Below are 25,249 nucleotides of genomic sequence, written 5' to 3' on the forward strand. Positions count from 1 at the left end.
GCAATTTCCGGTTTTTTTTATTTTAAATCGAATAAATTATGCTGGTTTCTTTTTCACCAAATTAATGATTGAGATTACCGTGATTGCGCCACCCAAACCCAGTAAAAAAAGCGCTATCGAATTACCTCCGACCTCACTCCTATTATTGGCAGAGATCTGTCGTGCAGCTTCTTCTGCGCTGGTAGCTGTTGTCGCAATCTCTATATTTTTTTGATTGACCGCGTCACCATCAACTTGAGAGTAAAGATATCCGCCAATGACCAAAGCAATGATGCCTATGACCAGTAAAATTTGAGGTTTGTTTTTCATACTTAGACTATTAGATTTATTATTAGTCTAAAGTACTAAAAATTTTATTGGCATTTTCAGTGGTGATCCTTTCAATCTCAGAAAAGTCTTTTCCGTAAATATCAACCAACTTTCCAGCGACCAATTCTACGTAAGAACTTTCGTTTCGTTTTCCTCGGAACGGAACTGGCGCCAAATAAGGTGAATCTGTTTCCAGAACGATTTTGTCTAATGGAATTTGATTCAAGAACTGATCGATCTTTCCATTTTTAAATGTCACTACACCTCCGATTCCTAAAAAAAATTGAAGGTCGATAGCTTGTTTCGCCTGTTCCAGATTTCCTGAAAAACAATGGAAAATTCCTCGTAATTTCGGATGTTTCTTTCGCTCCAAAACTTCAAAAGTCTCATCAAAACTTTCTCTGGAATGGATCACAATTGGAATATCTTTTTCAATCGCCCAATCGATCTGCTGTTCGAAAGCTTTGACCTGAATATCCAAAGTCGATTTGTCCCAATACAGATCGATCCCAATTTCGCCTATGCCCACAAAGTCGCGCTGAGAAAGATAATTCTGAACGAGATTCAATTCGTTTTCCCAAGAATCTGGCTGTACGGAGCAAGGATGCAATCCCATCATCGAAAAAATTTTCCCAGGATATTCGGTTTCGAGGAGGAGCATTTTCTGATGTGTTTCGGAGTCAATTGCCGGAAGGAAGAATTTCTCCACGCCTTTGTCCAAAGCCCGCTGGATCATCTCTGTGCGGTCTTCATCAAATTGTTCGGAGTATAAATGTGTGTGTGTGTCTATCATTTTTAGTTGTTAGTTGATTGTTGCTGGTTGTCAGAAGAAGCCTATCAACTAAAAACCATCAACTATCAACCGAATATTTTGTGTTTTACTTTCTTCTGCTGATCACGGATCTTTTGATTGATTTTTTCTAAGAATTCCTGATATTTTGGATTCTTCTCATCTGCTGTTTTGTGATTCAGCGCAGTGAGGATCTTATTATTTTCATTAATGAAAAGCTTGGTCTCATCGGTGAAATAAGCATTCCCGAATTTTTCCCAAATGTATTGAACAGCCTGAGAATTCGGGTGGATCATATCTTCCTTGTAAAATCTGTAATCACGGAGATCATCCATCATCAATTCGTAGATTGGAAGATAATGGCAATTTTCTTTTCCAGAAATCGATTCGTGAATGGCCATTATCAATTTTGATTTACTTAACTGATTTTCGACAATCCCATCTTTGGTGTGACGAACGGGCGAAACCGTGAACAGGATCTGCACATCTTTTTTACAAATATCTTTCAGAGTATCAATAGTTTGATTGATGGATTCCGTCAATTCCTGATTGGATAAAAATCGTTTCTCGAAAAACTTCTGTGGAATCTTGTGACAGTTGGCAACCAGCTTTTTCTTTGGAAGAAATTCATAAATGTAAGACGTTCCAAATGTGATAATTACAAAACTCGTGTTCTGCAAAAACTGATTCGCTTCCTCTATATTTTTGTTGATATGCTCCAACGATTGTTTCGCAAACCACGAATCGAAAGATGAATGATGATCGAGACTGATATAACTTTCATTGGCCAAGATCAAATCACTTTCCTGATATTCCTTCGCATCATAGATCTGCTGGATCGCATTATTGATCGAATACGGATTGAAGATTGTCCCAAATGGATTGTTCAAAGATTGGATCTGGCCTTCAGAAAATTTATCGTGCATCTCCGTCGCAAAACACGATCCTATGGTGAAGATGCAATCATCTGTCCCGATTTTTCTCTCACTTGCATTAATATCTACTTCTGTTCTGAATTTCATTATTTTTAAAATGTAACAATTTATCAATGTAAGAATCTACCAATCTCTAAAATCATTGTTAAATTGGTAAATGGATACATTATTATATTAAGATTCTCTTCTCAAAAGATAATTTGCCAGTTCTCGGAATGGCAATTTCTTCTCGTCTGGAAGATTGATCTGATCAAGATAACTTTGACCAATCTCGTTATGTTTTTGGATCAGTCTTAGAACTTTGTCATCCACTTTTGTTCTACGGAAAATCTTCTCAACGCTGTAAACTTTGTCAACATTGTCAGTTTTTTTGGAATACCAATAATTCAGTTCAGATAATTCCTCTGGATTGGCGTGCTCTAGGGCTAAAAGATAAAGAATGGTTTTTTTATTCTCATAAATATCACCCGCGTGTTTCTTCCCAAATTGTTCCTGATTTCCGAAAACATCCAGATAATCATCCATAATTTGGAAAGCGATCCCGATGTGCTTTCCGAAGTTGTACATCGCTTCTGCATCTTCTGCTGACGCTCCAGCGATCAACGCCCCGATCTGAAAAGATGAGGCACTCAGAACACCAGTTTTGAAGGTGATCATTTGGATGTAATCGTCATAAGAGACATTCGACATATTCTCAAAATTGATATCAAACTGCTGACCTTCGCAAAGAACAGCGCCAGTTTCAGAAAATATTTTGATACACTTTTTGAATAATTCCGGTTCCAGATCTTCGAAGAATTGATACGCTTTGATCAATAAAGCATCTCCGGAAAGAATCCCAACATTGATTCCGTGGAGAGTATGGATTGTTGGTTTATTTCTCCTCAATGGGGCTTCGTCCATAATATCATCGTGGATCAAGGTAAAATTGTGGAAAAACTCGATGGCCAAAGATGGTTTCAAAGCTTTTTCCAAATCGCCTTGGAAAAGATCGCAGGCCATTAGCAACATGATTGGACGAAGCCTCTTTCCACCGTGAGAAATGATGTAATTCATCGGGTGGTACAACTCGTCTGGTTTGTTGGTAAACGTATGTTTTTCGATAGCGTCTGCTACAATTTTCTGATACTGATCTAGGAATTCCATTTAAAAACTTGTTTGAGGCAAAAATACGTTTTTTACAATTGTTCTACCAAGATTTTGAATCTTGTTTTATGAGAATTAATGATAAAAAAAGCTTCCCAAAACTGGAAAGCTATTTATGTAAAGATAGAATTAGGATTTCTAACGTTCACAAGAAATCATTTTATCTTTTTACATTTTATGGACATTTTGCCTTGCTCCAAAATCAGTTTTTTCACTTTGTCATTTTCTAGCGTGAAAATCAGTTTTCCTTTTGCACTTCTGAGGTATAGAGTGTTGGCATCTATCCTTTCTAGCAAGGCTCGCTCTCCTGTTTTTCCATCCTGCAGTTCACTCATAAACAAATAACCGTTCTTTGCCTCCGTGATTTCAAATTCCCCAATAGTAATCAATCCTGCTAATTTTGCCCTGTATGTGCCTGTAAAAACTAAGGCCTTGGGCTCGTAGATTTCTGAGTGGTAAAATGTTGGATAAGAATATTTTTTGCCATAATATTTGGAGAGCAAACCAACTGTAACATCATTCAGATTTCCTCTGGAACCATTTGTCAATATGGACAAATACAAATCTTCTGCGGGAAAATAAAACGTTGCGCTCTTAAACTCGTCAATCCTACCAGTATGTCCCCAACAAATTTTATCATAAAACGGTGCTGCGAAAAAGCCGTGACCGATAGTTTTATTTTTCAAAGTTTGCATTGTAGAAAGAGATTTTTTTGAGACCAAATCACCGTGGAACAGCTGATTCATCAATTGATTCAAATCGCTTGTGCTAGAGACTATGGCACCAGCAGAAAAAGGAAGGCTAGGATTGGAGCTCATATCCTCATACCAATCTTCTCCGTTGAACAAGTAAGATTTTATATTATTAACATCTTGCTCGCTTTCCGCTACAAAAGTATGCTTCAAATCAATTTTGTCTATAATTCTTTCCTTGACATTTACAGTATAACTTTTTTTGGTCAGATCTTCGATGATGTAGCCGAGCAAAGTATAATTGGAATTGCTGTAGACACAATCTTTTTTTGGTTTGAACTCAGGCTTTCCGTTGTTGATAATCTCTAGAATTTGTGCTTTAGAAAATTTTTGATTCCGTGTTGAGTAGTAATTTTCCCAAGCTGTAAAATTGAAAATCCCACTGGTGTGCGACAACAGATTTTCTATCGTTATATCTTTCGCATTTTTGATATCCGGATAGAAATCGATTAATTTAGTATCCAGTGTCAACTTGTTTTCTTCTATCAACTGAAAAATCACAATCGCTGTAAAAATTTTTGTGATAGAACCAATTCTATATTGTCCATTTTTTGGTTCAAGCGGATTAGAATTATATTCATAGACAATCTCATTTCCTTTTCTCAGCTCTATGTTTCCGAGAAAAGAATTTTCCTTTGTGAGATAATCCATCAAACTATCGACCGATTTTTTGTAATCTGAATTTTGTGCAGAGGCAAAACCAAAAATATTAAAGATGAGAAAGAAGTAGATTTTTTTCATTGTTAGATATTTATTTAAAGCAAATAACGTCATAAGCAACTTCCATCTTTTCATTTTTTTGACCAACTGCCATAAAACTTGGACAAACAGTTTTCAGACATACATCAAGTATGTTTGTCTAAGAATAACAACCGTTGGTATAAAAATCAATCTATGCCAATGGAAAATATTTAACTTTACGATGTGATTAAAAAAATAATGGGATTATTAAAAGATTATAATTTACTTCGGCTATTGCTAAACTTCCTATTTACAGGGTTTATATTGTTTGCCTCAGTAGATAATAATGATAAAAATCTGCCAGTAGTTTTTATTTTGATCTACAATGTATTGCTTTTTTTGCCAGCTTGGATCAACAATTTTTTGCTTCTTAGAAATCTCCAGCGCAATAAAAAATTAGAACGATATTTAGTCTCGTTACTAGTTGTTTTTATTCTTGCGACAATTGCAACCGGAAAATACTTGCAGTGGCTTTATACTCGATTCAACACCACAGAATTGGCAGATTTTACGCCATTTGCAGTGACTTCTTCTGCGCCAAAAATCATTGAAAATTATCAATACTATTTTGATGCTTTTCCAGCGGTCATCATGGTAATGTCTGCTTTGGCAATAGGCTATTCTGTACAACGTTTTTTACTGAAAATCAAAAACGAAAAGCAGATAGAAACCCAGCAAGCCATTGCTGAACTTAGTCTATTGAAATCTCAAATCAGTCCTCATTTTCTCTTCAATGTCTTGAACAGTTTGTACGCATTAGCACTTAAAAAATCCGAAAAAACGCCAGATGTAATTTTAAAATTATCTGATATTTTGAGATATTCTCTCTATGAAACTCAGGAAAAAGAAATCTCTGTTACCAACGAAATTCATATTTTGAATACTTACATTGAGATTGAAAAACTAAGAATGCCAGCAAGCGCAAGCATCACTTTTCATCATGAAAATGTAAAAGACTCGATGAAAATTGCGCCGATGCTCATATTGCCTTTGATAGAAAACGCTTTCAAACACGGAACAGATTCTACGATTGGCAATTCTTACATCCGTGCCACTTTGAGTTGCGATGATAATAGCCTTATATTTATTTGTGAAAACAGTTTCAAAGAGTCGGCAAAGAAAGATGTTGGAGGTATTGGAATTGAAAATATCCGTAAACGATTGCAATTGATTTATCCTTCAAAACATCGATTTGAAATTGATAAAAACAAAGACATCTTCACGGTAAATCTTGAAATAAAATTTTAGATGATGAAAAAAATAAGATGTTTAGTTGTTGATGATGAGAAGCTGGCCCAGGAAGTTCTGACACATCATATTTCAAAATTTGATATTCTAAAGTTAGAAGGCGTTTTCAACAACGTTTTTGAACTCATTGCTTTTTTAAATAAAGACAAAAACATCGATTTGATTTTTTTGGACATCAAAATGCCCGAAATCAAAGGGACTGATTTTGTCGAAATGTTCAACAATCCTCCTGCTATAATTTACACCACAGCTTACAATCAATATGCTTTGAATGCTTTTGACCAAAGTGCTTTAGATTATTTATTAAAGCCTATTTCGCTTGACCGCTTTTCTAAAAGTATTCAGAAAGCAATTCAATTCTTAACACCAAAACTAGATTTAGCTTCCATAATAAATGAAAATTCTAATGACAGTTTCTATGCGAAAAGTGATAAACGCTTGGTAAAAATAAATCCCGCTGAATTGATTTACATAGAAGGAATGCGAAATTATATTTGTTTGCATACTGAAACAGATAAAATAATAGTGCACGGAACTTTGGCTTCCATTGAGGAAAACTTGAAGGAGCAAAATTTTATCTGCAGGGTACACAAATCGTTTTTTGTCAACCTTAATAAAATCAACTATCTGGAACAAAATGTCATTTTATTAAGCAATAAAAAAAGTATTCCAATAGGATTAAGCTATCGCGAGCAGGTTTACAAAAAATTGAAAATTAAATAAAAAAGCTTCCCAAAACTGAGAAGCTATATGTTTTAAATTTAACTTTAAAATTAAAATACCAATATAAAAAGCAGATAAGTAATTCCTGCAACGATGGCGCTGATCGGAATTGTAAGGATCCAAGCCCAAAGCAAACTTACGGTAATTCCCCATCTTACAGCCGAAACCCTTTTAGTCAATCCAACCCCGATGATGGCACCTGTAACAGTGTGTGTCGTAGAAACTGGAATCCTCAATTGTTCTGTGATGAAAAGCGTGATAGCACCTGCTGTTTCCGCAGCTACACCTTCCAATGGCGTTACTTTCGTGATTCTAGTTCCCATCGTCTTGATGATCTTCCAACCACCACTCATTGTACCCAAAGCGATAGCTAAGAAAGATACAACTGGTACCCAAAGGTAATGCTCTGCAAAGAAATTAAAACGGTCAGCTTCCGGAATGTTCAGATACAAAGGATCTTTCATCATATTCACGTGGAAATAGATCATCGCTGCTCCAATGATTCCCATTACTTTTTGCGCATCATTGGTCCCGTGTCCAAGACTGAATAATGCAGAAGAAACCAACTGTAATTTCTTGAAAACACGTTCCGCCTTATGTGGATTTGCTCTTTTACAGATATTAACGATGATCAAAGTAATGATGATCGAGATCGCCATACCGATAAGCGGCGCCATAAAGATGAATAGGAAAATTGGGATCACCACTTTGTACTTCACAACATTCTGCGTAAAGAGCTGCACAAATGCTTGGTAGGCCTTTTCGAAGAAAGAATAATCTGGATGTGTGATGGCGATGACATGATAATCGGTGATCAAAGCGTGCATCAATGCAGCTCCGATAAATCCACCGATCAAAGTGTGAGATGATGAGGACGGAATCCCGAACCACCACGTCAATAGATTCCACGCAATCGCAGCGATAAGCCCTGCAAAAATAACCTCCAGCGTGATGAAGTTCTCATCCACTGTCTTGGCAATCGTGTTACCAATCTTAAATTCGCCTACAACGTAAGCAGCTATGAAAAACGCGGCAAAATTCCAGAATGCTGCCCAAAGAACAGCTTGAAAAGGCGTCAGTACTTTTGTAGAAACAATGGTTGCGATAGAGTTGGCTGCATCGTGAAAACCATTAATATAATCAAATATCAGCGCGAGAGCGATAATGACAATTAGTAGAATTGGAAATTCCATTCGTTTATTTTTAGATACTGCTTTTTATGCGTATTTGATAACTATGCTCTCCATTGTGTTGGCAACATCCTCTGCTTTGTCCGTCACGATCTCTAGATAGTCCAAGATCGATTTTTGCTTGATGATCAAAAGTGCGTCATTGGTTTCGAATAACTTCACAATTGCCTGGCTCAAAACATCGTCAGCAATATTCTCGTAAGAATTTATCTTGATGCAAGATTCTCTCACCTCGTTTGGATTTTTGAAATCTTTCAGGTTCTCTAACGCTTTCTTGATCTCGATACAACATTTGTGGATCAAAAGAGAAAACTCAGAATAAACTTTGTTCTCCGGACTTTTATATAAATAAATATATTTTGCAGAAGCGTAGATGTAATCAGCAATATCATCCAATCCGGAAGCCAGATAGTTGATATCCTCTCTGTCAAACGGCGTAATGAAATTCTCACCTAGCTGCACATAGATCTCGTGAGTCAAATCATCCAATTTATGTTCGTAATCACTCATTTGATTCAACAATGTTTCATCATTGATATCAAAATCCAGCAAACCGTCGTGAAATGTTTTTGACATCTCCACCAAGTTATCTGCTACACGAAGAAACAGTTCAAAAAAGATTTTATCCTTAGGCTGAAACGCTCTGAAAAGATTACCTATTCCCATTATTTTTGTTTAATTTGTGCAAATATGACTAAAAAACAAAAGGCAATGGAAATTTTTATGTTAATTAATTATTAAGATTAAATAACACAAAAACCTGCTGATTAGCAGGCTTTTACGTATTATATTTTTTATAAATTTTCGGCTTTTTTGACTATTGAGCTACTTCTGCTCTCATTTCTTTTCCCCGAAACTTCATACTAGTTAATCCATCCATAACTTCATTCTTGTAGGACTTTTCAATTTCGAAGAAACTGAATTTGTCCAAGATTTCGATCTCACCAATATCCGCTCTTTTCTTAGATTTAGAAGTCGCTTTGTTGATGATCTCCAGCATATCAACTTTCTTCAATTGGTCTCTTTTTCCAAGGTTGAAGAAGAATCTTACCATATCTTCGTTGTTACGTCTAGGCTTACGGTCTCTGCCGCCATCTCTAGATCCACCACGATCTCCTCTGCCATCTCTGTCTCGGAAAGAACCGCCATCTCTGGAACCTCTATCTCTGTCTCTGCCGTCTCTATCTCTTCTTCCTGGCTTATCGTCTCTGCTATTACCGAATTTCTGATCTGCAAGATCATTGCTATTCTGATAATAAGTCGCCATTTCCTTCAATTGGAATTGCAATAGTTGGCTTACCAACTGCTCCTTAGTGAAAGCTGAAAGATCTGGGATCAAACTCTCGTCAAAATCAATAACGTCTACGTGTTCCGTCAATAACTTTTCGAAAACACCGCCAACTTGAGCTTTAATAATTTCTTTTCCAGTAGGAATTTTTTTCTCAACGATTTCGATCTTGGTTTCAGCCTTGATCTGCTTCATTTTTCTGCTTTCCTCTGGTTTTGCCAACGTCATCGAGATTCCGTTTTTACCAGCACGTCCTGTTCTTCCACTTCTGTGAACAAAAACTTCCGGATCATCTGGTAAAGAGAAATGGATCACGTGTGTCAAAGAATCTACATCCAATCCTCTAGCTGCAACGTCTGTCGCTACCAAAATATCGATGTTTTTCAGTCTGAATTTCTTCATCACTGTATCTCTTTGAGCTTGAGAAAGATCACCGTGAAGTGCATCTGCCGCATAACCATTCTGCATCAAGAAGTCTGCAACCTCCTGAGTTTCCATTCTTGTTCTACAGAAAATAATGGAATATTGGTTTGGATTAGCGTCAATCAGTCTCTTAAGAGCTTCTTTCTTCTGTCTGTAACCAACAACATAAAATTCATGCGTAATGTTTTTCTTCACTTCATTGACAGATCCGATAGTAATTCTATGAGGATTAGTCAAATAATTTTTAGAAATACGTTCCACTTCTTTGCTCATTGTAGCAGAGAAAAGGAAAGTTTGTTTTGTATCTGGCGTTTCTCTCAATATGGTTTCCAAATCGTCTTTGAAACCCATAGAAAGCATTTCGTCAGCTTCGTCTAAAACTACCCATTGCGCTTCAGAAAAGTCCAATGCTTTTCTGTTGATCATATCAATCACACGTCCTGGAGTTCCCACGATGATCTGTGGTTTGTCTCTAAGAGATTTGATCTGATCCATAATACTGCTACCACCATAGACTGCAGTAGTCTTGATGTTTCTAAGGTATTTAGTATAATTCTTGATGTCTTTGGTAATCTGGAGGCAAAGTTCTCTAGTAGGGCAAAGCACCAATAATTGGATTTTACGACTATTGTCGTCTATCATATCCAAAATCGGAAGCGAAAACGCTGCTGTTTTGCCTGTTCCTGTTGCCGCAAGTGCGATAAGATCGCGAGTATCTGTAGAGATAAAAGGAATAGTCTGTTTTTGGATTTCTGTCGGCTCTACGAAGCCGAGGTCGCCAATCGCCTGAAGAACTTCAGCGCTAAGATTGGATTCCGTAAATAAATTCATTTAAAAAGATCGTCTAATAATTGGTGCAAAGGTACACTTTTTATTTTTGATAACAAAATGACTTCTTTTTTAACGATTCCTTATTACGTAAAATTAACATTGAAATAGATGTTATGAGATAGGTTATTAGAATAAAGTTGCCACAAAAAAAATCCTCCTATATTTTGCGATTTAAAAGGATTTTATTTTTGTTTAAAAAGATAGTTACTCTTTTATGAATTTTTCTGAATTCGAACCATTGTCTGTTTCAACATTTAAAATATAATTACCTTTTGGCAAATTTGAAATATTAATTTCTTGAAGTCGCGAAGTTCTCATTAATTGCCCATTAATATTATAAATTTCTGCTTTTTGAAAGTGATCTTTTGTTTCTATATTTAGAGTATTACTAGCAGGATTTGGATAGATTTTTAAAATTGAATTTTTAATATCTGTTGTTGACAAATAACCACAATTGGTGTTATAAGTTGACCAACTATCTCTTTCCGTCCAGTTGGACGTGGAATAAGCCGCATCGTCTACTTGGATGCAATTAAGATTAGGATTTTGCCTGAAACCAACAGAAGAAATATTGACATTATTTCCGTTTTTCAAATTAAGCTTTGTCAAATTATTATTCGAACATAACACCTCAGTAAGAGCCGTATTTTTACTTAAGTCTAAATTAGTTATTAGATTCTGATAACAGCCTAAAAAGAATAAAGCCGTGTTTTTGCTGACTTCAAGACTCGTCAATTTGTTGTTGGAACAATCAAAAGATTCTAAAGCTATGTTTTTGGAAACATCAAGGCTCGTCAGTTGGTTATGATCACAATTGATTGTATTTAATATTGTGCTTGGACTTACAATGAGATTTGTCAGTTGATTATTAGCACATTCCAGTGAAGTTAAGGCGATGTTTTTACTGGTGTCTAAACTTTTTATTTGATTGTCATAGCAAATCAGTTGATATATTTTCACAAAAGCTTCTATCCCTGTCAGACTCGCTATATTGCTGGAAGGACAATCTATAGATCCTGTAAAATTATTAGCTTCGGAAAGTTGTATTTCGCCATCGCCATTGGTATTGATACTAGAATTCCCTAGTAAGTAAGCCTTGAAATTTGCATCTGGAATATTGACATTTTGAGAATAAAGAAAAGGGCAAGAAACTAATCCTGCAATAATTAATAATTGTTTTATCATCGTTCTTAGTTTTTATAATTTTGCAAAGATATTTTTATTTACAACTTATCAAATAGTTAGACCAAGTTTTTTGAGATTAGCATTCCGCAACATTCACTGCCACAGCCAAACCACCTTCCGATGTTTCTTTATATTTCGAATTCATATCCAACGCCGTTTCCCACATTGACTTGATAACACTATCCAAAGAGACTTTCGCTTTTGAAGGATCGCCATCCAACGCCAAAGATGCTGCGGTTATTGCTTTCATCGCACCCATAGAATTTCGTTCGATACAAGGGATTTGAACAAGCCCGCCAATCGGGTCGCAAGTCAGTCCTAGATGATGTTCCATAGCGATTTCTGCGGCCATTAAAACTTGAGCTGGCGTTCCCCCGGAAATCTCTGTAAGTCCAGCCGCTGCCATTGCGGACGAAACGCCCACTTCTGCCTGACAACCGCCCATTGCAGCAGAAATAGTTGCATTTTTTTTGAATAAAGTTCCAATCTCACCTGCAACCAATAGGAATCTGATAATATCTTCCTCAGAATTAAATTCGGTAAAAACCTGCGAGTACATCAAAACAGCAGGAATCACACCACTTGCGCCGTTTGTAGGCGCTGTGATAATTCTTCCGAAAGAGGCATTTTCTTCATTAACGGCAAGCGCAAAACAAGAAACCCATTTTGTGACGGAACTGAATGTTTTTTCTTGGTGTCTAACCATTTCGAACCACTCGTTTTTGTTTTTGTAAATCTGGGTTCCTAGGAGTTTTTCATTCATTTCAGACGCTCTCCTGGTAACATTTAAACCGCCTGGCAAAATTCCTTTTTTGTTGATGCTTTTGTAAACACAATCTTTGATATTTTCCCAAATTTCCAGGGCTTTCTGGCGCGTTTCTTCGTGGGTTCTCCAGGATTCTTCGTTTTGAAAAACCAAGTCCGAGATTTTATCAAGCTTCAATTTATCGATGTATTTCAGAATGTCGCTCCCGTGATGACAAGGATAAAGCGTGCGGACACAACGGTCTTCCATCGAATTATCTTCGGTAGTGGCAACAAATCCGCCTCCAACGGAATAATAATCTTGACTGAAAACTTCACCATTTTCGAAAACCACTTTGAAAATCATTCCGTTTGGATGAAAGTCGAGGGATTTTTCTTTGTTAAGGATTAAATGATGACCATAAACAAATGGCAACCAAATCTCTCCGCCAAGATTGATTTTTTGTTCTGATTTTATTTTATCAATTTTCTCATCAATCTTATTGGTGTCAATCGTTCGGAAATTTTCTCCGCTGAGGCCGAGCATTCCTGCAATATCGGTTCCGTGGCCAACACCAGTTTTCGCCAATGAGCCGAAGAATTCCACAAAAACTTCTTTCAAATCTTGCAAAGAATGATTGCGCTTGACCAAATCCAAAAACATCTTGGATGCGTTCCAAGGTCCCATTGTGTGGGAAGATGACGGTCCGATTCCGATTTTTATAATATCAAAAACACTGATAGATTCCATTAAGACAAATTGATTGCGGTAAAAGTAATTGATTTTTGAAGTCTATGCAATTCGTCGTAAAAAATAGCTCTGAATCAAGCATTAATTAAAAATTAACTTTTGAATATTAATCAATAAAATACACCATTCTAATTAATATAAAATACACTTTAGTTCACTTTAATGAAAATAATTTAATTTTCATTTTATCGCATCAATATTTTATTTAAATTAGATAAGCGTTTATTTTTCAACGACTTCACTTGAGTAATTATATTTTTCACCTTTAATTCTAAGTTTTATTGATTCAAAAATCAATTATCATTAATGAAAAAAAATTAGAGATAGAAGATGATGTAAAATCGAATGCAAAAAGTGGGAAAAATCACTTCAAAAAAATAACCATAAACTAAACCAATGAAAATTCAAATTCTTGCTTTCTCTGCTATCATAGTAGCAACAAGCACTTTAAAAGCTCAATATCAATATCCCAAATCAAAAACGGTGGATGTTGTAGAAACGCATTGGGGAATGAAAATCAATGACCCGTACCGCTGGATTGAGAACATCAAAAATCCTGAAGTCATCAACTGGTTCAAAGCGCAATCGGAATACACCAATTCTCAATTGGCAAAAATCCCAGGGCAGGAAAAATTAATCCAAGAATTCCGAGACCTGGATGCGATGCGCTCTGTGCGCTACAATCCTGTCGCCAAAGCGGGCGGAAAATATTTCTATGATAAAAGTCTGCCCGGCGAGCAGGTGAATAAGTTTTATTCTAAAGACATCAAAACAGGAAAAGAAACCTTGATATTTGACCCGCAAACCCACGTTGCAGGTAAGACATTTGACTTCGAAACCTTTGTGAGCAATGATGGTTCGCGCATTCTATTTTCTCTGAGTGAGGCGGGAAATGAAGTGAGTGATTTGCATATTTATGATGTGAAATCAGGAAAATTTTTACCTGAAATCATTCCTTTGGCGCTTGGACCATCGTTCGTTTCGGGAAGCAACGACCAAATCACGTACACACAAATGAAAAACTACGATGTGCACGACCCAGAAACGATGCTGAATATGCCGTGTAAAATTCACATTGTTGGAACGCCGGTTTCATCCGACAAAATTGTAATCAGCGCAACGACGAATCCAGATTTTGGTCTGCAACCGCAGGAAATGCCGAGTTTGATGACTTTTGAAAATTCTCCTTATCTATTCTTGGTAAAATTAACGGTTGAAAAAAATCTTACCATCTATTTTGCTCACAAATCTGAACTGAATCAAACCAAAATCAATTGGAAACCCCTGACCTCAGCGTCTGACGAAGTTCAAAACATCATTGCTTACGGAAACGATTTGTACTTGCTTTCGGCCAAAGGAAATCCTCATTTTAATATTCTCAAAACCAATTTACAAAATTTGGACTTGAAGAAAGCAGAAATTGTTTTCAAAGGAAATCCGGAATGGAAAATTTCCAAAATATATTCGGCCAAAGATTTTATCATCATCAATAAAAGTAAAAATGAATTAATCATCAAACTATCCTTTTATGATTTGAAGACGGGAAAAATATCATCACCACAAATCAATTTGCAAGGAAATATCAAAGCGAGAAATATCTCCACGCAAGACAATGAAATATTGCTTGTGAACAGCGGTTGGAATATTCCCAATCAATTTTCAACCTTTGATTTGGAAACAGAAAAGATGACCAAAAATCCGTTTGAAATCATTTACAAAATGCCCTTCGTCAAAAATCTGGTTGTGGAAGAAATTGAGGTGCGTTCACACGACGGCGCGATGGTTCCGCTGAGCATCATCTACGACAAAACCAAGGTACAGCGCGACGGAAAGAGCATCGGATATATGTATGGCTACGGTTCTTATGGCACTTCGCTCACGCCGACTTTCCGTACGGAATTCATTCCACTGCTAACCAAAGGGACCGTGATTGCCGTTGCGCACATACGTGGCGGTGGGGAAAAAGGCAACGACTGGCATTTGGGCGGAAAGAAAACTAACAAACCAAATACCTGGAAAGATTTCAATGCCTGTGCAGAATATTTGATTCAGAATCAATATGTTTCTGCTAAAAAATTGGCAATTACTGGCGGAAGCGCGGGCGGAATTTTAATCGGGCGTGCAATAACAGAGCGACCAGATTTGTACAGAGTTGCAATCCCCGAAGTAGGGATGATGAACACCTTGCGTGCTGAATTTGACCCCAATGGTCCTGGAAATATTGCAGAATTCGGAACAATCAAAAATGAAACGGAATTCAAATCTTTGTTGGAAATGGATGCGTACCACCACATCAAAAAAGGTGAGAATTATCCTGCAATTCTAGTTACAACAGGTTTCAACGACCCAAGAGTTGCAAGTTACAATCCGGCAAAATTTGCGGGAAAAATGCAAAATGAAAATGGCTCCAAAAATCCCGTTTTCTTAGATGTGAATTACAATGCAGGACATTTTGGTGGCAGTACAAAAGAGGAATATTTCAACGAAGAATCTAAGAAAATCGCTTTTATCCTTTGGCAATGTGGACATCCGGATTTTCAAATTAAATAAAAAAAAATCTTGTAACCTAAACTCAAACACAATGAAACGAAAAAAATTTATCGCAAGTGCTTTGCTGGCAATACCGACACTTTCGTTTGCTGGCATCATCAATTTTGACCGAAAAAAAATCAATACTGATCAAGGTCCAAAAAAAGGAATTGTTATAAGAGCTGACGAAAGCAGGTTTAATGGAAAACTTACAAAACCCAAAGATGCTTTTTTGCATTGCAAGGTTTCCTCAGTGGACACGCAGGAAGGCTTATTCATCCAAACCTCAACGCCCAAGATTTTCGAACGGATTGGCGGTCCGCCACCACATATTCACAAGTACGAAGACGAAACCATCTACGTCGTTTCGGGTGAATTTGTCGTGCACATCGAAGGCGAAGATATTAAAGTAAAAACTGGCGACACGGCTTTTATTCCGAGAGGAACTCTGCACACCATCATCAATCCGATTGAAAATAATCCCGGGACTGTGGTCGTCATTTGTTCACCGGCTCCTAAAAAAGTGGAAGATTTCTTCGGCTACATCAGTGAAAACGGAAGCATTTCACCCGACATCGTTCCGCTCGGTTGGGACTGAAAATATTCCAATCTTGAAATATCTCTTATAAACATTAATCTCAAATCTCAATCCTATGAAAAGAAGAAATTTTATTACTGCAACTTTGTTGTCGATTCCTGCTTTTTCATTTGCCGGTTTCAACTTTTGGGGCAACAAAACGATACGCAACACTACGAAAAAGGGTTTTCTAATCCGTGCTAACGAAAGTCGGTTCGATGGTGTTCAAAAAACGATGACAAACGACTTGTTGCGATGTGTGATTTCCAACAAAGATTCCGATGGACAATTGCTGTTTGGAACTACGATGCCCGATGCACTGAGGAGAAAAGGTGGTCCACCACTCCACATCCACAAACATCAGGAAGAGGTATTTTTTGTTTTGTCTGGTGAATTTTTGATTCAAATTGGTGATGAGATTTTCACTGCAAAGACCGGCGATGCCGCCTTCATTCCGAGAGGAACACCGCACACATTTGCAAATCCAATAGAGAATAATCCGGGCACCTTGATTTCGATGCACTTTCCTGGGAGCAATGAGATGGAATCCTATTTCAAAACCATCGCTTCGGGAAAATTCCCAGAGGAATCTGAAGCCAATCAAACCGATGTTGGCCCACCGATTAATCTGGATGCAGTGAAGTAAAATTGATATTGATTAAACAAAAATCGTCTTCAAAATCTCAGACACATCTTTCGGTTTGGTGGCCGGGAAAAGGTGTGTTGCATTTTTGATGACAAAATCCGGTTGGGAATTTTTGATGGGGAAAACAATGTCTTTGTCTGCCAAAATCTGAATGACATCGGGAATTTTATCGAATTTCCAATGCGCGACTTTGTCCATAGACCATTTGAGGTAATAAGGGTCTTTCACTCGGAAATATTGATTTAATCTCGGATTTTTCGGGTCGAATAATTTTCTGAAAAATGAATAAAACAGAGTCGTGTTGCCATTGAAAACCCTCGTCGGAATGTATTTGATAGCGTTGGTTTTTTGACCAGCTTTTATTAGCCTTGACTTTTCTGCATCACAACGAATACTTCCCAGAATGACGATTTTTTTCGCCGGTTTCAATTTGTGAATTTCCTGTACGATAATTCCACCGAAAGAATATCCCAACAAATAGAAATCTTCCGAATCGTCTATGGATTCTGACATTCTTAAGATATATTCGTAGAAATCTTCGTTGAGATTCGGAATCAGCCAGGGAATGTGAACCACTTCAATATTTTGATTGAACGTGAGTTTTTCCAGGACTTTTTCGTCTGCGCCAAGACCGCTGATGGTATAAAGTTTCATTATTCAAATTTAATAACAAAAAAAGAGCAGAAAAAATCTGCTCTTTAAAATTATCTATTTTGGGTAAAATTATTTTACGCTGATTTTAACTTTCATATCAACTTCGTCTTTTACCATTACATCTTGCATTGTAGATTTATAAGCAACGTCAAATTTCTGTCTGTCGAAAGAGAATTTGTCAGACTCCAAAGTCACAACACCGTTTGCAGAAGTGATTTTTGCAGGGAAAGAAACTGGTGCCGTTTTACCTTTCACAGTCAGGTTTCCGTTTACCGCAAAGTTATAATCTTTGTTTGTGTTTTTCTTTACAGAAGTGATTTTGTAAGTCGCAGTCGGGAATTTTTCAACTTCGAAGAAATCACCATTTTTCAAGTGACCGTTCAGTTTTCCTTGGTATTCGCCAGATAAATCTGTAGCCGTCAAACTAGTCATATCCAATACGAAAGTTCCACCTACAACTGCTCCATTTTTAAGAACAAGGTTTCCAGATTTTACGTTTACAGTTCCATCGTGAGAAGATGCTTCTGTCTTAGCGATTTTATATCCCCACCAGTGTACGTCTGAGCTTGTCAATTTTTTTGTTTGTCCGAAAGCCAATCCGCTAACCAGTACTGCAAGTAATGCTACTTTTTTCATTATTTTTTTAATTATTTAATGATGCAAATCTACTTAGAATCATTCAAAATAAATATTGATGTATGATAAGTTTTTAAAAAATAAAGCCCACATCCGAAAATGAGGGCTTTATTTGTACATAGTTTATTGAAAAATGTTTTGATTTCTTCGGTTCATCAAACAACGAAAAAATTAGAATCTACTTACCTAATGGAATGTTGTAGCTAAATCCTACACCAATCGCGCCAGCGTTATATTTCTGGTCTGCAATCTGGCCTTTGTCACCAGTAAAAGTCTTGTTGTACTGTGCAAAGAAGTTCCAGTCACGGTTGTGGTAACCAATCTCTGGTTTGATGTAGAAACCGCCGTCTGGCCTTGTAACAGCTACGTTTTCTGCAACATAATCATCTCCAACGATGAATCCGTAACCAACATCAGCTCCGAAATAGAATCCCATTTCTTTTGGATACACTCGGAAAAGTGCTGCTACTGGAATTACTCCAAAGTCATTGTTTCTCACATCTACATTCACACCGTTGATGGCTACGTTTCTATCTTTTCCAAAATAGTTGTTGTAACCAGTGGCGATACCCAAACCAAAACCTGGCGTTACCAAATGTTGGTAAGATAAATCTACACCAAGGTTTGCAGCCGTGTTACCACCTGTAGAAACACCGCCATTCAAGCCTACTTTTAACATATTAGTCATATTTGCACTCTGTGCAGACAATAATCCTCCTGCCAAAATTCCGGCTCCTGCTATTAATTGTTTTAAAGACTTCATATTTTTAAATTTTAAATTTTACAAAGGTCTTACTTGTAAATACCGTGCCAAAGCTGAAATATTGTTTGACCAATCTAACATTAGAAAAATCAATCATCTAATTTTCAATTCATTAAAATCACAATTAAATATTAAAACTTACTCATAAACCGATATTTTCATAATTTTTGCTGTCATTATAACTTCCAATTTCTGTAATGGAAAAAATTGACAGATATGAACAACTTTCTTAAGAATAAACATTTGGCTTCCAGAGCGGGTTTTGGCGTTCATCACAATGAAATTGAGAAACTGAAGAGCAGCAATCAAAAGAAACTTTATGAGCAATTGAAGTCAACTTCCAACTATAAACCGATTGAAATTGAAGCTTATAGGATTTCGTACCAACAGTATCAGGAAATGTCCAAAGCAACGGATAAGAAACCGGTCAATCTTTATAATAAAAACCACAATGCAGCCATAGGAAAGGCTTGGCAGGATTTGATGATTAACAGTCCAAATCAGCTTCAGGAAAAGATGGCGCTTTTCTGGCACGGCCATTTTGCCACGAGGATTCAGCAATCTCTTTTTAATGTTGATATCATTAATATTTTCAGGAAGAATGCCTTGGGAAGTTTCCGGGATTTGGTCTTCGAAGTTTCAAAATCGCCTGCAATGCTGAATTTCCTTAATAATCAACAAAACAAAAAAGCAAAAGCCAACGAGAACTTCGCCCGGGAATTGATGGAACTTTTCACGCTTGGAAGAGGAAATCTTTACACGGAGCAAGATATCAAAGAATCTGCAAGAGCTTTCACAGGCTGGAGTTATGACGAAAATGGAGAATTCCGGGAAAACCTGAAACAACACGATTCTGGAGAAAAAGAATTCCTTGGAAAACGAGGAAACTTTACAGGAACCGATATCATTAATATGATTCTTGAAAAACCGGAATGCGCGGAATTTATCACCAGAAAAATTTATAAATATTTGGTCAATGAAACGCCGGACGAGAAATTAATCAAATCCTTAAGCCAGAAATTCTACGAATCGGATTACCAGATTTTGACTTTGCTCGATGAGATTTTTCTTTCCAATTGGTTTTATTCTGAGACCAATATTGGCGCAAGAGTAAAGTCTCCGATTGATTTGATTGTCGGAATCCGCAGAATAATGCCGATGGACACGAAAGACGGCAACACGATTTACAACTTCGAAAGACTCCTCGGACAACAGCTTTTGCAACCACCAAACGTCGCAGGTTGGCCTTCCGGAACAGAGTGGATTGACAGTTCTACCCTATTATTAAGGATGAAAATCCCATCTGTAATGGCTGGCTACAAAACACTCGATGTAGAACCAAAACCGAACGACGACGTGAATATGGGAAGAGGCGAAAACAAAGTGGTCGTGAACAAAAACCAAAATAAAATCAGCATCCACTGGGAAAGTATTAATAACATTTTGGATGAAGACCTGTTCAGTTTGCTCCTGCCAAATCCCACCGAAAAACTCAGAAATATGATTAATGAGTTCAATACTGATAAGAGCAAACAGCATTTGATGATTAGTATAATGTCGACGCCGGAATATCAACTTTGTTAAAAATAAGCCACTATGATTATCAATAGAAAAACCTTTATACGAACCAGCAGTCTTGCCGCCGCCTCTTTTCTATTCCCGAATTTCCTGAGTGCACTGACACTTCCGGAAGCGATTGAAATGAATGGAAAAACACTCATTATTCTTCAACTTTCTGGTGGTAATGATGGGCTGAATACGATTATTCCCATCAAAAATGATATCTATTACAGTTCAAGAAATCAAATCTCTATCAAGGAAGATGCAGCGCTTTTGCTGACGGATGAAGCGGCCATCAATCCAAGTCTGAAATATTTCAAAAACCTCTACGATAATGGTGAATTGGCGGTAATGAACAACGTTGGCTATCCGGAACCGAACAAATCGCATTTCCGAAGTATGGACATCTGGCAATCGGCAAGTGGAAGTAATGAATTTATCAATTCCGGCTGGCTTGGACGATATCTGGATGAGGCTTGCCACGACTGCACCAATCCGACGCAGGCGATTGAAGTTGATGACCTGCTAAGTCTCGCAATGAAAGGCGAAAACAAAAAAGCAATCGCTCTGAAAGATCCGAAAAAACTTTTCGATAACAGTCAGGAGTCTCTTTATAAAAAACTGGCAGTGGACAATCACGACCACGACCACGATTTGGCAAGTTACCTTTACAATACGCTTGGAAATACGGTCAACAATTCAGAATATATATTCAAAGAAAGCAAAGCGAAACCGACGGACAAAGTTTATCCTGCGACACAAATCGGAAAGGACTTCAAAACGATTGCTTCTCTCATTAAATCTGATATCAATACGCAAGTCTATTACCTTTCTGTTGGCAGTTTTGATACGCACACCAATCAAAATCAAAGGCAAAATCAGTTGTTTAAAACCATTGATGAAGCGGTGGAAGTTTTTGTGAAGGATATGAAGGAGAACGGGAAATTCAATGATGTGATGATTATGACCTTCTCAGAATTTGGGCGACGCGTGGCCCAAAATGCGAGCGACGGGACCGACCACGGAACGGCCAATCAAATGTTCTTCATTAGCGGCGGACTCAAGAAAAAAGGATTACTGAATCCTCTTCCTGACTTAACCAAACTCAATGACGGTGATTTGATTTATACCGAAGATTTCCGAAAAGTTTACGCCACAGTTCTGAAAAAATGGCTAAATACCAATGACCAAAAAATCCTTGGAAAGGATAATGGTTACTATGATTTCATTTAATTTTTAAATTCAAAAAGTATCTTTATAGTTTACATCAATCATCGATTTTGATGTAAACATTATTTTATATTTTGCACAATATAATTTTACACCATACATTTGTCCCATCAAATAATAATTAAATCATCAACAAAATGAAAACATTGTACAGCATTGGCGCTACAGCCACAGGAGGAAGAAACGGAAACGTGAAAAGTGATAACGGAATTCTTGACCTAGAAGTGAGAATGCCAAAAGGATTAGGCGGCGCAAACGACGACTTCGCCAATCCTGAAATGCTTTTCGCAGCAGGATATTCAGCTTGTTTTGACAGCGCACTCAATTTGGTCATCAAACAAAGCAAAATAGAAACTGGCGAAACAACCGTCACAGCAAAAGTTGGAATCGGACAAATCGAAAACGGTGGTTTTGGATTGGAAGCAGAATTGCACGCAAACATTCCGGGTGTTTCTTTGGAACAAGCTCAGGAATTGATTGAAAAAGCACATCAAATTTGTCCATATTCTAATGCTACAAGAGGAAATATGGAAGTAAAATTGACGGTTAGCAACGACTAAAATCTGCTTGCCCAAACTCGTCCTCAGACTCAGTTCAGGATGACACAGAAATAAAATCTGTTATCTTTGAAAATTGCAAACGATTAAATTAAAAAGTCCAATATGGAAGATTTACTAAAACTCGACAAGCAACTTTGCTTTTCCGTCTACGTATTACACCGCGAAATAATGCAGTGTTATCGACCAATCCTAAAAGATATTGGCTTGACATATCCGCAATACATCGCAATGATGACGCTTTGGGAAAAGGATGATTTGACAGTCAACCAAGTTGGAGAAATCTTGCAATTGGATAATGGAACTTTGACACCGTTGCTGAAACGTCTGGAATCCAAAGATTATCTGACTCGCAAACGAAGCAAAGAAGACGAGCGTGTGGTGAAAATCCACCTTACAGAAAAAGGCAGAAAGCTGAAGGAAAAAGCCACTTGCATCCCAATCGAATTGGCGAAAGCAATGAACTTGAGTCTGGAAGAAATGATGCAACTGAAGGCTTTATCCGATAAAGTCGTCAAACAGATCAATGAGTAACAAAAAGCGCTATTGGGAAATCCGAATAGCGCTTTTTTTATTTTTAATGGAACTGAATTAATATTCAAAAAGGACACTTCCCCAAGTGAATCCACTTCCAAAAGCGGACATACAAACCAAATCGCCGCGTTTCATTCTGCCTTCCAAGATGGCTTCACTCAAAGCAATTGGAATAGATGCAGCAGTCGTATTTCCGTATTTTTGGATATTTACGAAGACTTTTTCGTCTGGCAAATGCAACAATTGCTGAACGTATTGTGCAATTCTGATATTCGCCTGGTGTGGAATGAGTAAATCCAAATCGTCAATCTTCTTACCTGCTTTTTCCAAAGCTTCCAAAATCGTTTCTGGGAATCTGGTCACAGCGTGTTTGAAAACGAAGTTTCCGTTCATTACTGGATAGATATCTTCTGAGGTTACAGAGTCTGGGTTTGTCAGTAAAGTATCGCTCCATCCCAATTTGGTTCCAGGAAATTTCACGGCAAGTTCTTCTGCATATTTCCCTTCGGAATGCATATTGACAGACAAGATTCCTTTCGCATTGGCATCTTCACTGGCTGATAAAACCACTGCCCCAGCGCCATCTCCGAAGATGACAGAAACACCTCGGCCAGCATCAGAAAAATCCAGTCCAAAAGAGTGGATCTCTGCACCGACTACCAAAACATTCTTGTACAATCCAGATTTGATGAAAGCATCTGCAACGCTCATCGCATAGACGAATCCTGAACACTGATTTCTAACATCCAAGGCGCCTATCGTTCCACAACCCAACAAATCCTGCAAAAGAACACCTGAACCTGGAAAATAGTAATCCGGAGAAAGCGTTGCAAAAACAATATAATCAATGTCTTGGGCGGTAAGGTTGGCGTTTTTCAGAGCAATCTCTGATGCTTTGAAACCGTAGAAAGAAGTCGTCTCTTCGGAATCGACGCGATTCTTGCGGTGTCTTCTTTCTTTGATGCCTGTTCTCTCGGTGATCCACTCATCGTTCGTGGTCATCAGTTTGGAAAGGTCATCGTTGGTCACGATATTTTCAGGAACGTAATGTCCTACTCCTGAGATTACACTTTTGATCATTTTGGTATTTTAAAAGTACCTGCAAAAATAATTATTTTATTTGTTACATAGGTTTTTTATTGGAAGTTAGAATTGAGAGGTTAGATACTAGACTGATTCACAAGCAAATAAATAATACACAATGGATAGTTCTTTGTCTTGACACAAAAGAACCAAAAAGTCAAGACGGGGAAACTCAGCTAAAATTTTAAATAAATTCCTAAAAAATCCAAACTTGCTGCCAGCGCATTTCCAGCATCAGCTTCAAACAGTGGATTTTTCTTAACGCAATTTCTTTAAAATTTCTTAACGCTTCCGTTTCCAATGTCGAAGCAGGTGAAAGCTTCAATGGATGACAAATCTTGATTGTTGCGAAGCGCAGCCCGGCTTGAACGGAAATCCTTTTTTGCTTTGACTTAATGTTCTCCTTAAACCGAAATGGTCTGCAAAAAAGATTGGGAGTGGAAGACGGATAAAGCTGCCCAAATAATTTGAATGACCGATTTGTATCAAGTGATTGTAATTTTATTTAGTTTTGCGATATGCCAATCGAACAGAAATACAAATCAAAGCACTGGGAATGGGTGGATGTCACGGCTCCCACCGAGGAAGACCTGCAGTTCCTGCATCAGCGTTATCACATCAATTACCTGCTTTTGGAGGATACGATAGACCCAAACCACCTTCCAAAATACGAGGAAGTGGGCGATGTGAAGTTCTTTCTGACCCGCGAATCCACCGACCTGGAGAAGAGAACGCTGAACACCATCAGTGATATCAGCAGTAAGCTCGGCATATTCTTGCTACCAAAACTCATCATCACCACGCACCGGACCAAGAGCAAAAGCATCAATGAACTATGCTCGGAATTGGACAAGGAAGATATCGATTCGGTCAAAATAGATGATCTGGCCTTGCGATTGGCTCTCAAGATCATGAAAAGTTTTGATGACGAAAGTGCCAGTCTGCTGGAAGTGATGGATGCGATGGAGAACGAGATCTTCCTGAAAAACACCAACGATTCTGTACAGATCAGAAGACTCTATAAACTGAAACGCAAGTCTGGCCTCAATACCAGGATCTTGAATATGTCCGGCGAATGGATCTCGAAATTCAAAACCCTGGACCTGGAGGATGTTCAGGTGATGGACCTCATCGACAAGCAGAAGGATGTGATCGCAGATTTTGACCACCTGAATGCGCAGACGACCAACTTAATATCGATGTTCCTGGCGCTATCTGACCAAAAAGCCAACCAGGTGATGAAGCTTTTGGCCATCTATTCGGTATACTTTTTACCGATCACCTTCATTGCAGGTGTCTACGGAATGAACTTCGATAATATGCCGGAACTCCATCACAAGCATGGTTATTTCATCACCATCGGCGTGATGCTGACCATTGTTGCTGTCACCTTTATCTATATGCGTAGAAAACGTTGGTAGCAC

24 protein-coding genes are annotated in these 25,249 nt (G+C 37.7%); 10 read left to right on the top strand and 14 right to left on the bottom strand.

Going from position 1 to position 25,249, the window contains the following annotated elements:
* Positions 1 to 36: 36 nt before the first annotated feature.
* The 5 genes from PQ459_17040 to PQ459_17060 form a co-directional block, all read right to left on the bottom strand.
* The gene (locus PQ459_17040; GenBank protein WDF46594.1) at positions 37 to 309 is read right to left on the bottom strand and encodes a hypothetical protein; all 273 of its coding nucleotides are present in this window, start codon (positions 307 to 309) and stop codon (positions 37 to 39) included.
* A 22-nt stretch (positions 310 to 331) separates the two neighbouring features.
* Complete coding sequence (locus tag PQ459_17045; GenBank protein ID WDF46595.1) at positions 332 to 1,102, bottom strand: TatD family hydrolase; 771 nt, start codon at positions 1,100 to 1,102, stop codon at positions 332 to 334.
* Positions 1,103 to 1,167: 65 nt separating this feature from the next.
* The gene (locus PQ459_17050; GenBank protein ID WDF46596.1) at positions 1,168 to 2,121 is read right to left on the bottom strand and encodes a GSCFA domain-containing protein; all 954 of its coding nucleotides are present in this window, start codon (positions 2,119 to 2,121) and stop codon (positions 1,168 to 1,170) included.
* An 87-nt stretch (positions 2,122 to 2,208) separates the two neighbouring features.
* Complete coding sequence (locus tag PQ459_17055) at positions 2,209 to 3,180, bottom strand: polyprenyl synthetase family protein (GenBank protein ID WDF46597.1); 972 nt, start codon at positions 3,178 to 3,180, stop codon at positions 2,209 to 2,211.
* Positions 3,181 to 3,335: 155 nt separating this feature from the next.
* Entirely contained in the window at positions 3,336 to 4,673 is a 1,338-nt protein-coding gene (locus PQ459_17060; protein WDF46598.1) for a serine hydrolase, read from the bottom strand.
* A 198-nt stretch (positions 4,674 to 4,871) separates the two neighbouring features.
* On the opposite strand from PQ459_17060, the gene PQ459_17065 reads away from it, so the two are divergent.
* Both PQ459_17065 and PQ459_17070 read left to right on the top strand, forming a co-directional pair.
* Positions 4,872 to 5,921: a histidine kinase gene (locus tag PQ459_17065; protein ID WDF46599.1), complete on the top strand. Its 1,050-nt coding sequence runs from the start codon at positions 4,872 to 4,874 to the stop codon at positions 5,919 to 5,921.
* Positions 5,922 to 5,924: 3 nt separating this feature from the next.
* On the top strand, positions 5,925 to 6,644 hold the full coding sequence (locus PQ459_17070; GenBank protein WDF46600.1) for a LytTR family DNA-binding domain-containing protein: 720 nt from the start codon (positions 5,925 to 5,927) through the stop codon (positions 6,642 to 6,644).
* Positions 6,645 to 6,694: 50 nt separating this feature from the next.
* Here the strand turns inward: PQ459_17070 and PQ459_17075 are convergent, their stop codons facing one another.
* The 5 genes from PQ459_17075 to PQ459_17095 all read right to left on the bottom strand — a co-directional run bounded on the left by PQ459_17075 (position 6,695) and on the right by PQ459_17095 (position 13,056).
* Positions 6,695 to 7,837, bottom strand: coding sequence for an inorganic phosphate transporter (locus PQ459_17075; GenBank protein WDF46601.1), 1,143 nt, complete (start codon positions 7,835 to 7,837; stop codon positions 6,695 to 6,697).
* A 24-nt stretch (positions 7,838 to 7,861) separates the two neighbouring features.
* Complete coding sequence (locus PQ459_17080) at positions 7,862 to 8,500, bottom strand: DUF47 family protein (protein WDF46602.1); 639 nt, start codon at positions 8,498 to 8,500, stop codon at positions 7,862 to 7,864.
* A 151-nt stretch (positions 8,501 to 8,651) separates the two neighbouring features.
* Complete coding sequence (locus tag PQ459_17085) at positions 8,652 to 10,376, bottom strand: DEAD/DEAH box helicase (GenBank protein ID WDF46603.1); 1,725 nt, start codon at positions 10,374 to 10,376, stop codon at positions 8,652 to 8,654.
* A gap of 204 nt (positions 10,377 to 10,580) precedes the next feature.
* On the bottom strand, positions 10,581 to 11,561 hold the full coding sequence (locus tag PQ459_17090; GenBank protein ID WDF46604.1) for a T9SS type A sorting domain-containing protein: 981 nt from the start codon (positions 11,559 to 11,561) through the stop codon (positions 10,581 to 10,583).
* Positions 11,562 to 11,637: 76 nt separating this feature from the next.
* Positions 11,638 to 13,056 (bottom strand): L-serine ammonia-lyase, encoded by a 1,419-nt coding sequence (locus PQ459_17095; GenBank protein WDF46605.1) that lies wholly within the window; start codon positions 13,054 to 13,056, stop codon positions 11,638 to 11,640.
* A gap of 396 nt (positions 13,057 to 13,452) precedes the next feature.
* Between PQ459_17095 and PQ459_17100 the strand changes: the two genes are divergently transcribed.
* The 3 genes from PQ459_17100 to PQ459_17110 are packed head-to-tail and all read left to right on the top strand — an operon-like array spanning position 13,453 to position 16,808.
* Positions 13,453 to 15,606: a prolyl oligopeptidase family serine peptidase gene (locus tag PQ459_17100; GenBank protein WDF46606.1), complete on the top strand. Its 2,154-nt coding sequence runs from the start codon at positions 13,453 to 13,455 to the stop codon at positions 15,604 to 15,606.
* 31 nt (positions 15,607 to 15,637) lie between these two features.
* On the top strand, positions 15,638 to 16,183 hold the full coding sequence (locus tag PQ459_17105; protein ID WDF46607.1) for a cupin domain-containing protein: 546 nt from the start codon (positions 15,638 to 15,640) through the stop codon (positions 16,181 to 16,183).
* Positions 16,184 to 16,238: 55 nt separating this feature from the next.
* On the top strand, positions 16,239 to 16,808 hold the full coding sequence (locus PQ459_17110; GenBank protein WDF46608.1) for a cupin domain-containing protein: 570 nt from the start codon (positions 16,239 to 16,241) through the stop codon (positions 16,806 to 16,808).
* 12 nt (positions 16,809 to 16,820) lie between these two features.
* Here PQ459_17110 and PQ459_17115 read toward each other — a convergent pair whose 3' ends face one another.
* The 3 genes from PQ459_17115 to PQ459_17125 form a co-directional block, all read right to left on the bottom strand.
* Complete coding sequence (locus PQ459_17115) at positions 16,821 to 17,462, bottom strand: alpha/beta hydrolase (protein WDF46609.1); 642 nt, start codon at positions 17,460 to 17,462, stop codon at positions 16,821 to 16,823.
* Between the two features lie 69 nt (positions 17,463 to 17,531).
* On the bottom strand, positions 17,532 to 18,098 hold the full coding sequence (locus tag PQ459_17120; protein ID WDF46610.1) for a YceI family protein: 567 nt from the start codon (positions 18,096 to 18,098) through the stop codon (positions 17,532 to 17,534).
* A gap of 178 nt (positions 18,099 to 18,276) precedes the next feature.
* On the bottom strand, positions 18,277 to 18,861 hold the full coding sequence (locus tag PQ459_17125) for a hypothetical protein (GenBank protein ID WDF46611.1): 585 nt from the start codon (positions 18,859 to 18,861) through the stop codon (positions 18,277 to 18,279).
* A gap of 216 nt (positions 18,862 to 19,077) precedes the next feature.
* On the opposite strand from PQ459_17125, the gene PQ459_17130 reads away from it, so the two are divergent.
* From PQ459_17130 to PQ459_17145, 4 genes are all read left to right on the top strand, one after another.
* Positions 19,078 to 20,445, top strand: a complete 1,368-nt coding sequence (locus PQ459_17130) for a DUF1800 domain-containing protein (GenBank protein ID WDF46612.1) — start codon at positions 19,078 to 19,080, stop codon at positions 20,443 to 20,445.
* 12 nt (positions 20,446 to 20,457) lie between these two features.
* Entirely contained in the window at positions 20,458 to 21,654 is a 1,197-nt protein-coding gene (locus tag PQ459_17135; protein WDF46613.1) for a DUF1501 domain-containing protein, read from the top strand.
* Positions 21,655 to 21,788: 134 nt separating this feature from the next.
* Positions 21,789 to 22,211 (top strand): organic hydroperoxide resistance protein, encoded by a 423-nt coding sequence (locus PQ459_17140; GenBank protein ID WDF46614.1) that lies wholly within the window; start codon positions 21,789 to 21,791, stop codon positions 22,209 to 22,211.
* Between the two features lie 102 nt (positions 22,212 to 22,313).
* A complete protein-coding gene (locus PQ459_17145; protein WDF46615.1) occupies positions 22,314 to 22,742 on the top strand; it encodes a MarR family transcriptional regulator in 429 nt (142 codons plus the stop codon).
* Positions 22,743 to 22,799: 57 nt separating this feature from the next.
* Here PQ459_17145 and PQ459_17150 read toward each other — a convergent pair whose 3' ends face one another.
* The gene (locus PQ459_17150; GenBank protein ID WDF46616.1) at positions 22,800 to 23,822 is read right to left on the bottom strand and encodes a ketoacyl-ACP synthase III; all 1,023 of its coding nucleotides are present in this window, start codon (positions 23,820 to 23,822) and stop codon (positions 22,800 to 22,802) included.
* Between the two features lie 521 nt (positions 23,823 to 24,343).
* On the opposite strand from PQ459_17150, the gene PQ459_17155 reads away from it, so the two are divergent.
* Positions 24,344 to 25,246, top strand: coding sequence for a CorA family divalent cation transporter (locus PQ459_17155; protein WDF46617.1), 903 nt, complete (start codon positions 24,344 to 24,346; stop codon positions 25,244 to 25,246).
* Positions 25,247 to 25,249: the final 3 nt, after the last annotated feature.

It is taken from the genome of Chryseobacterium sp. KACC 21268 (assembly GCA_028736075.1).
In the GTDB taxonomy this organism is placed as follows: Bacteria; Bacteroidota; Bacteroidia; order Flavobacteriales; family Weeksellaceae; genus Epilithonimonas.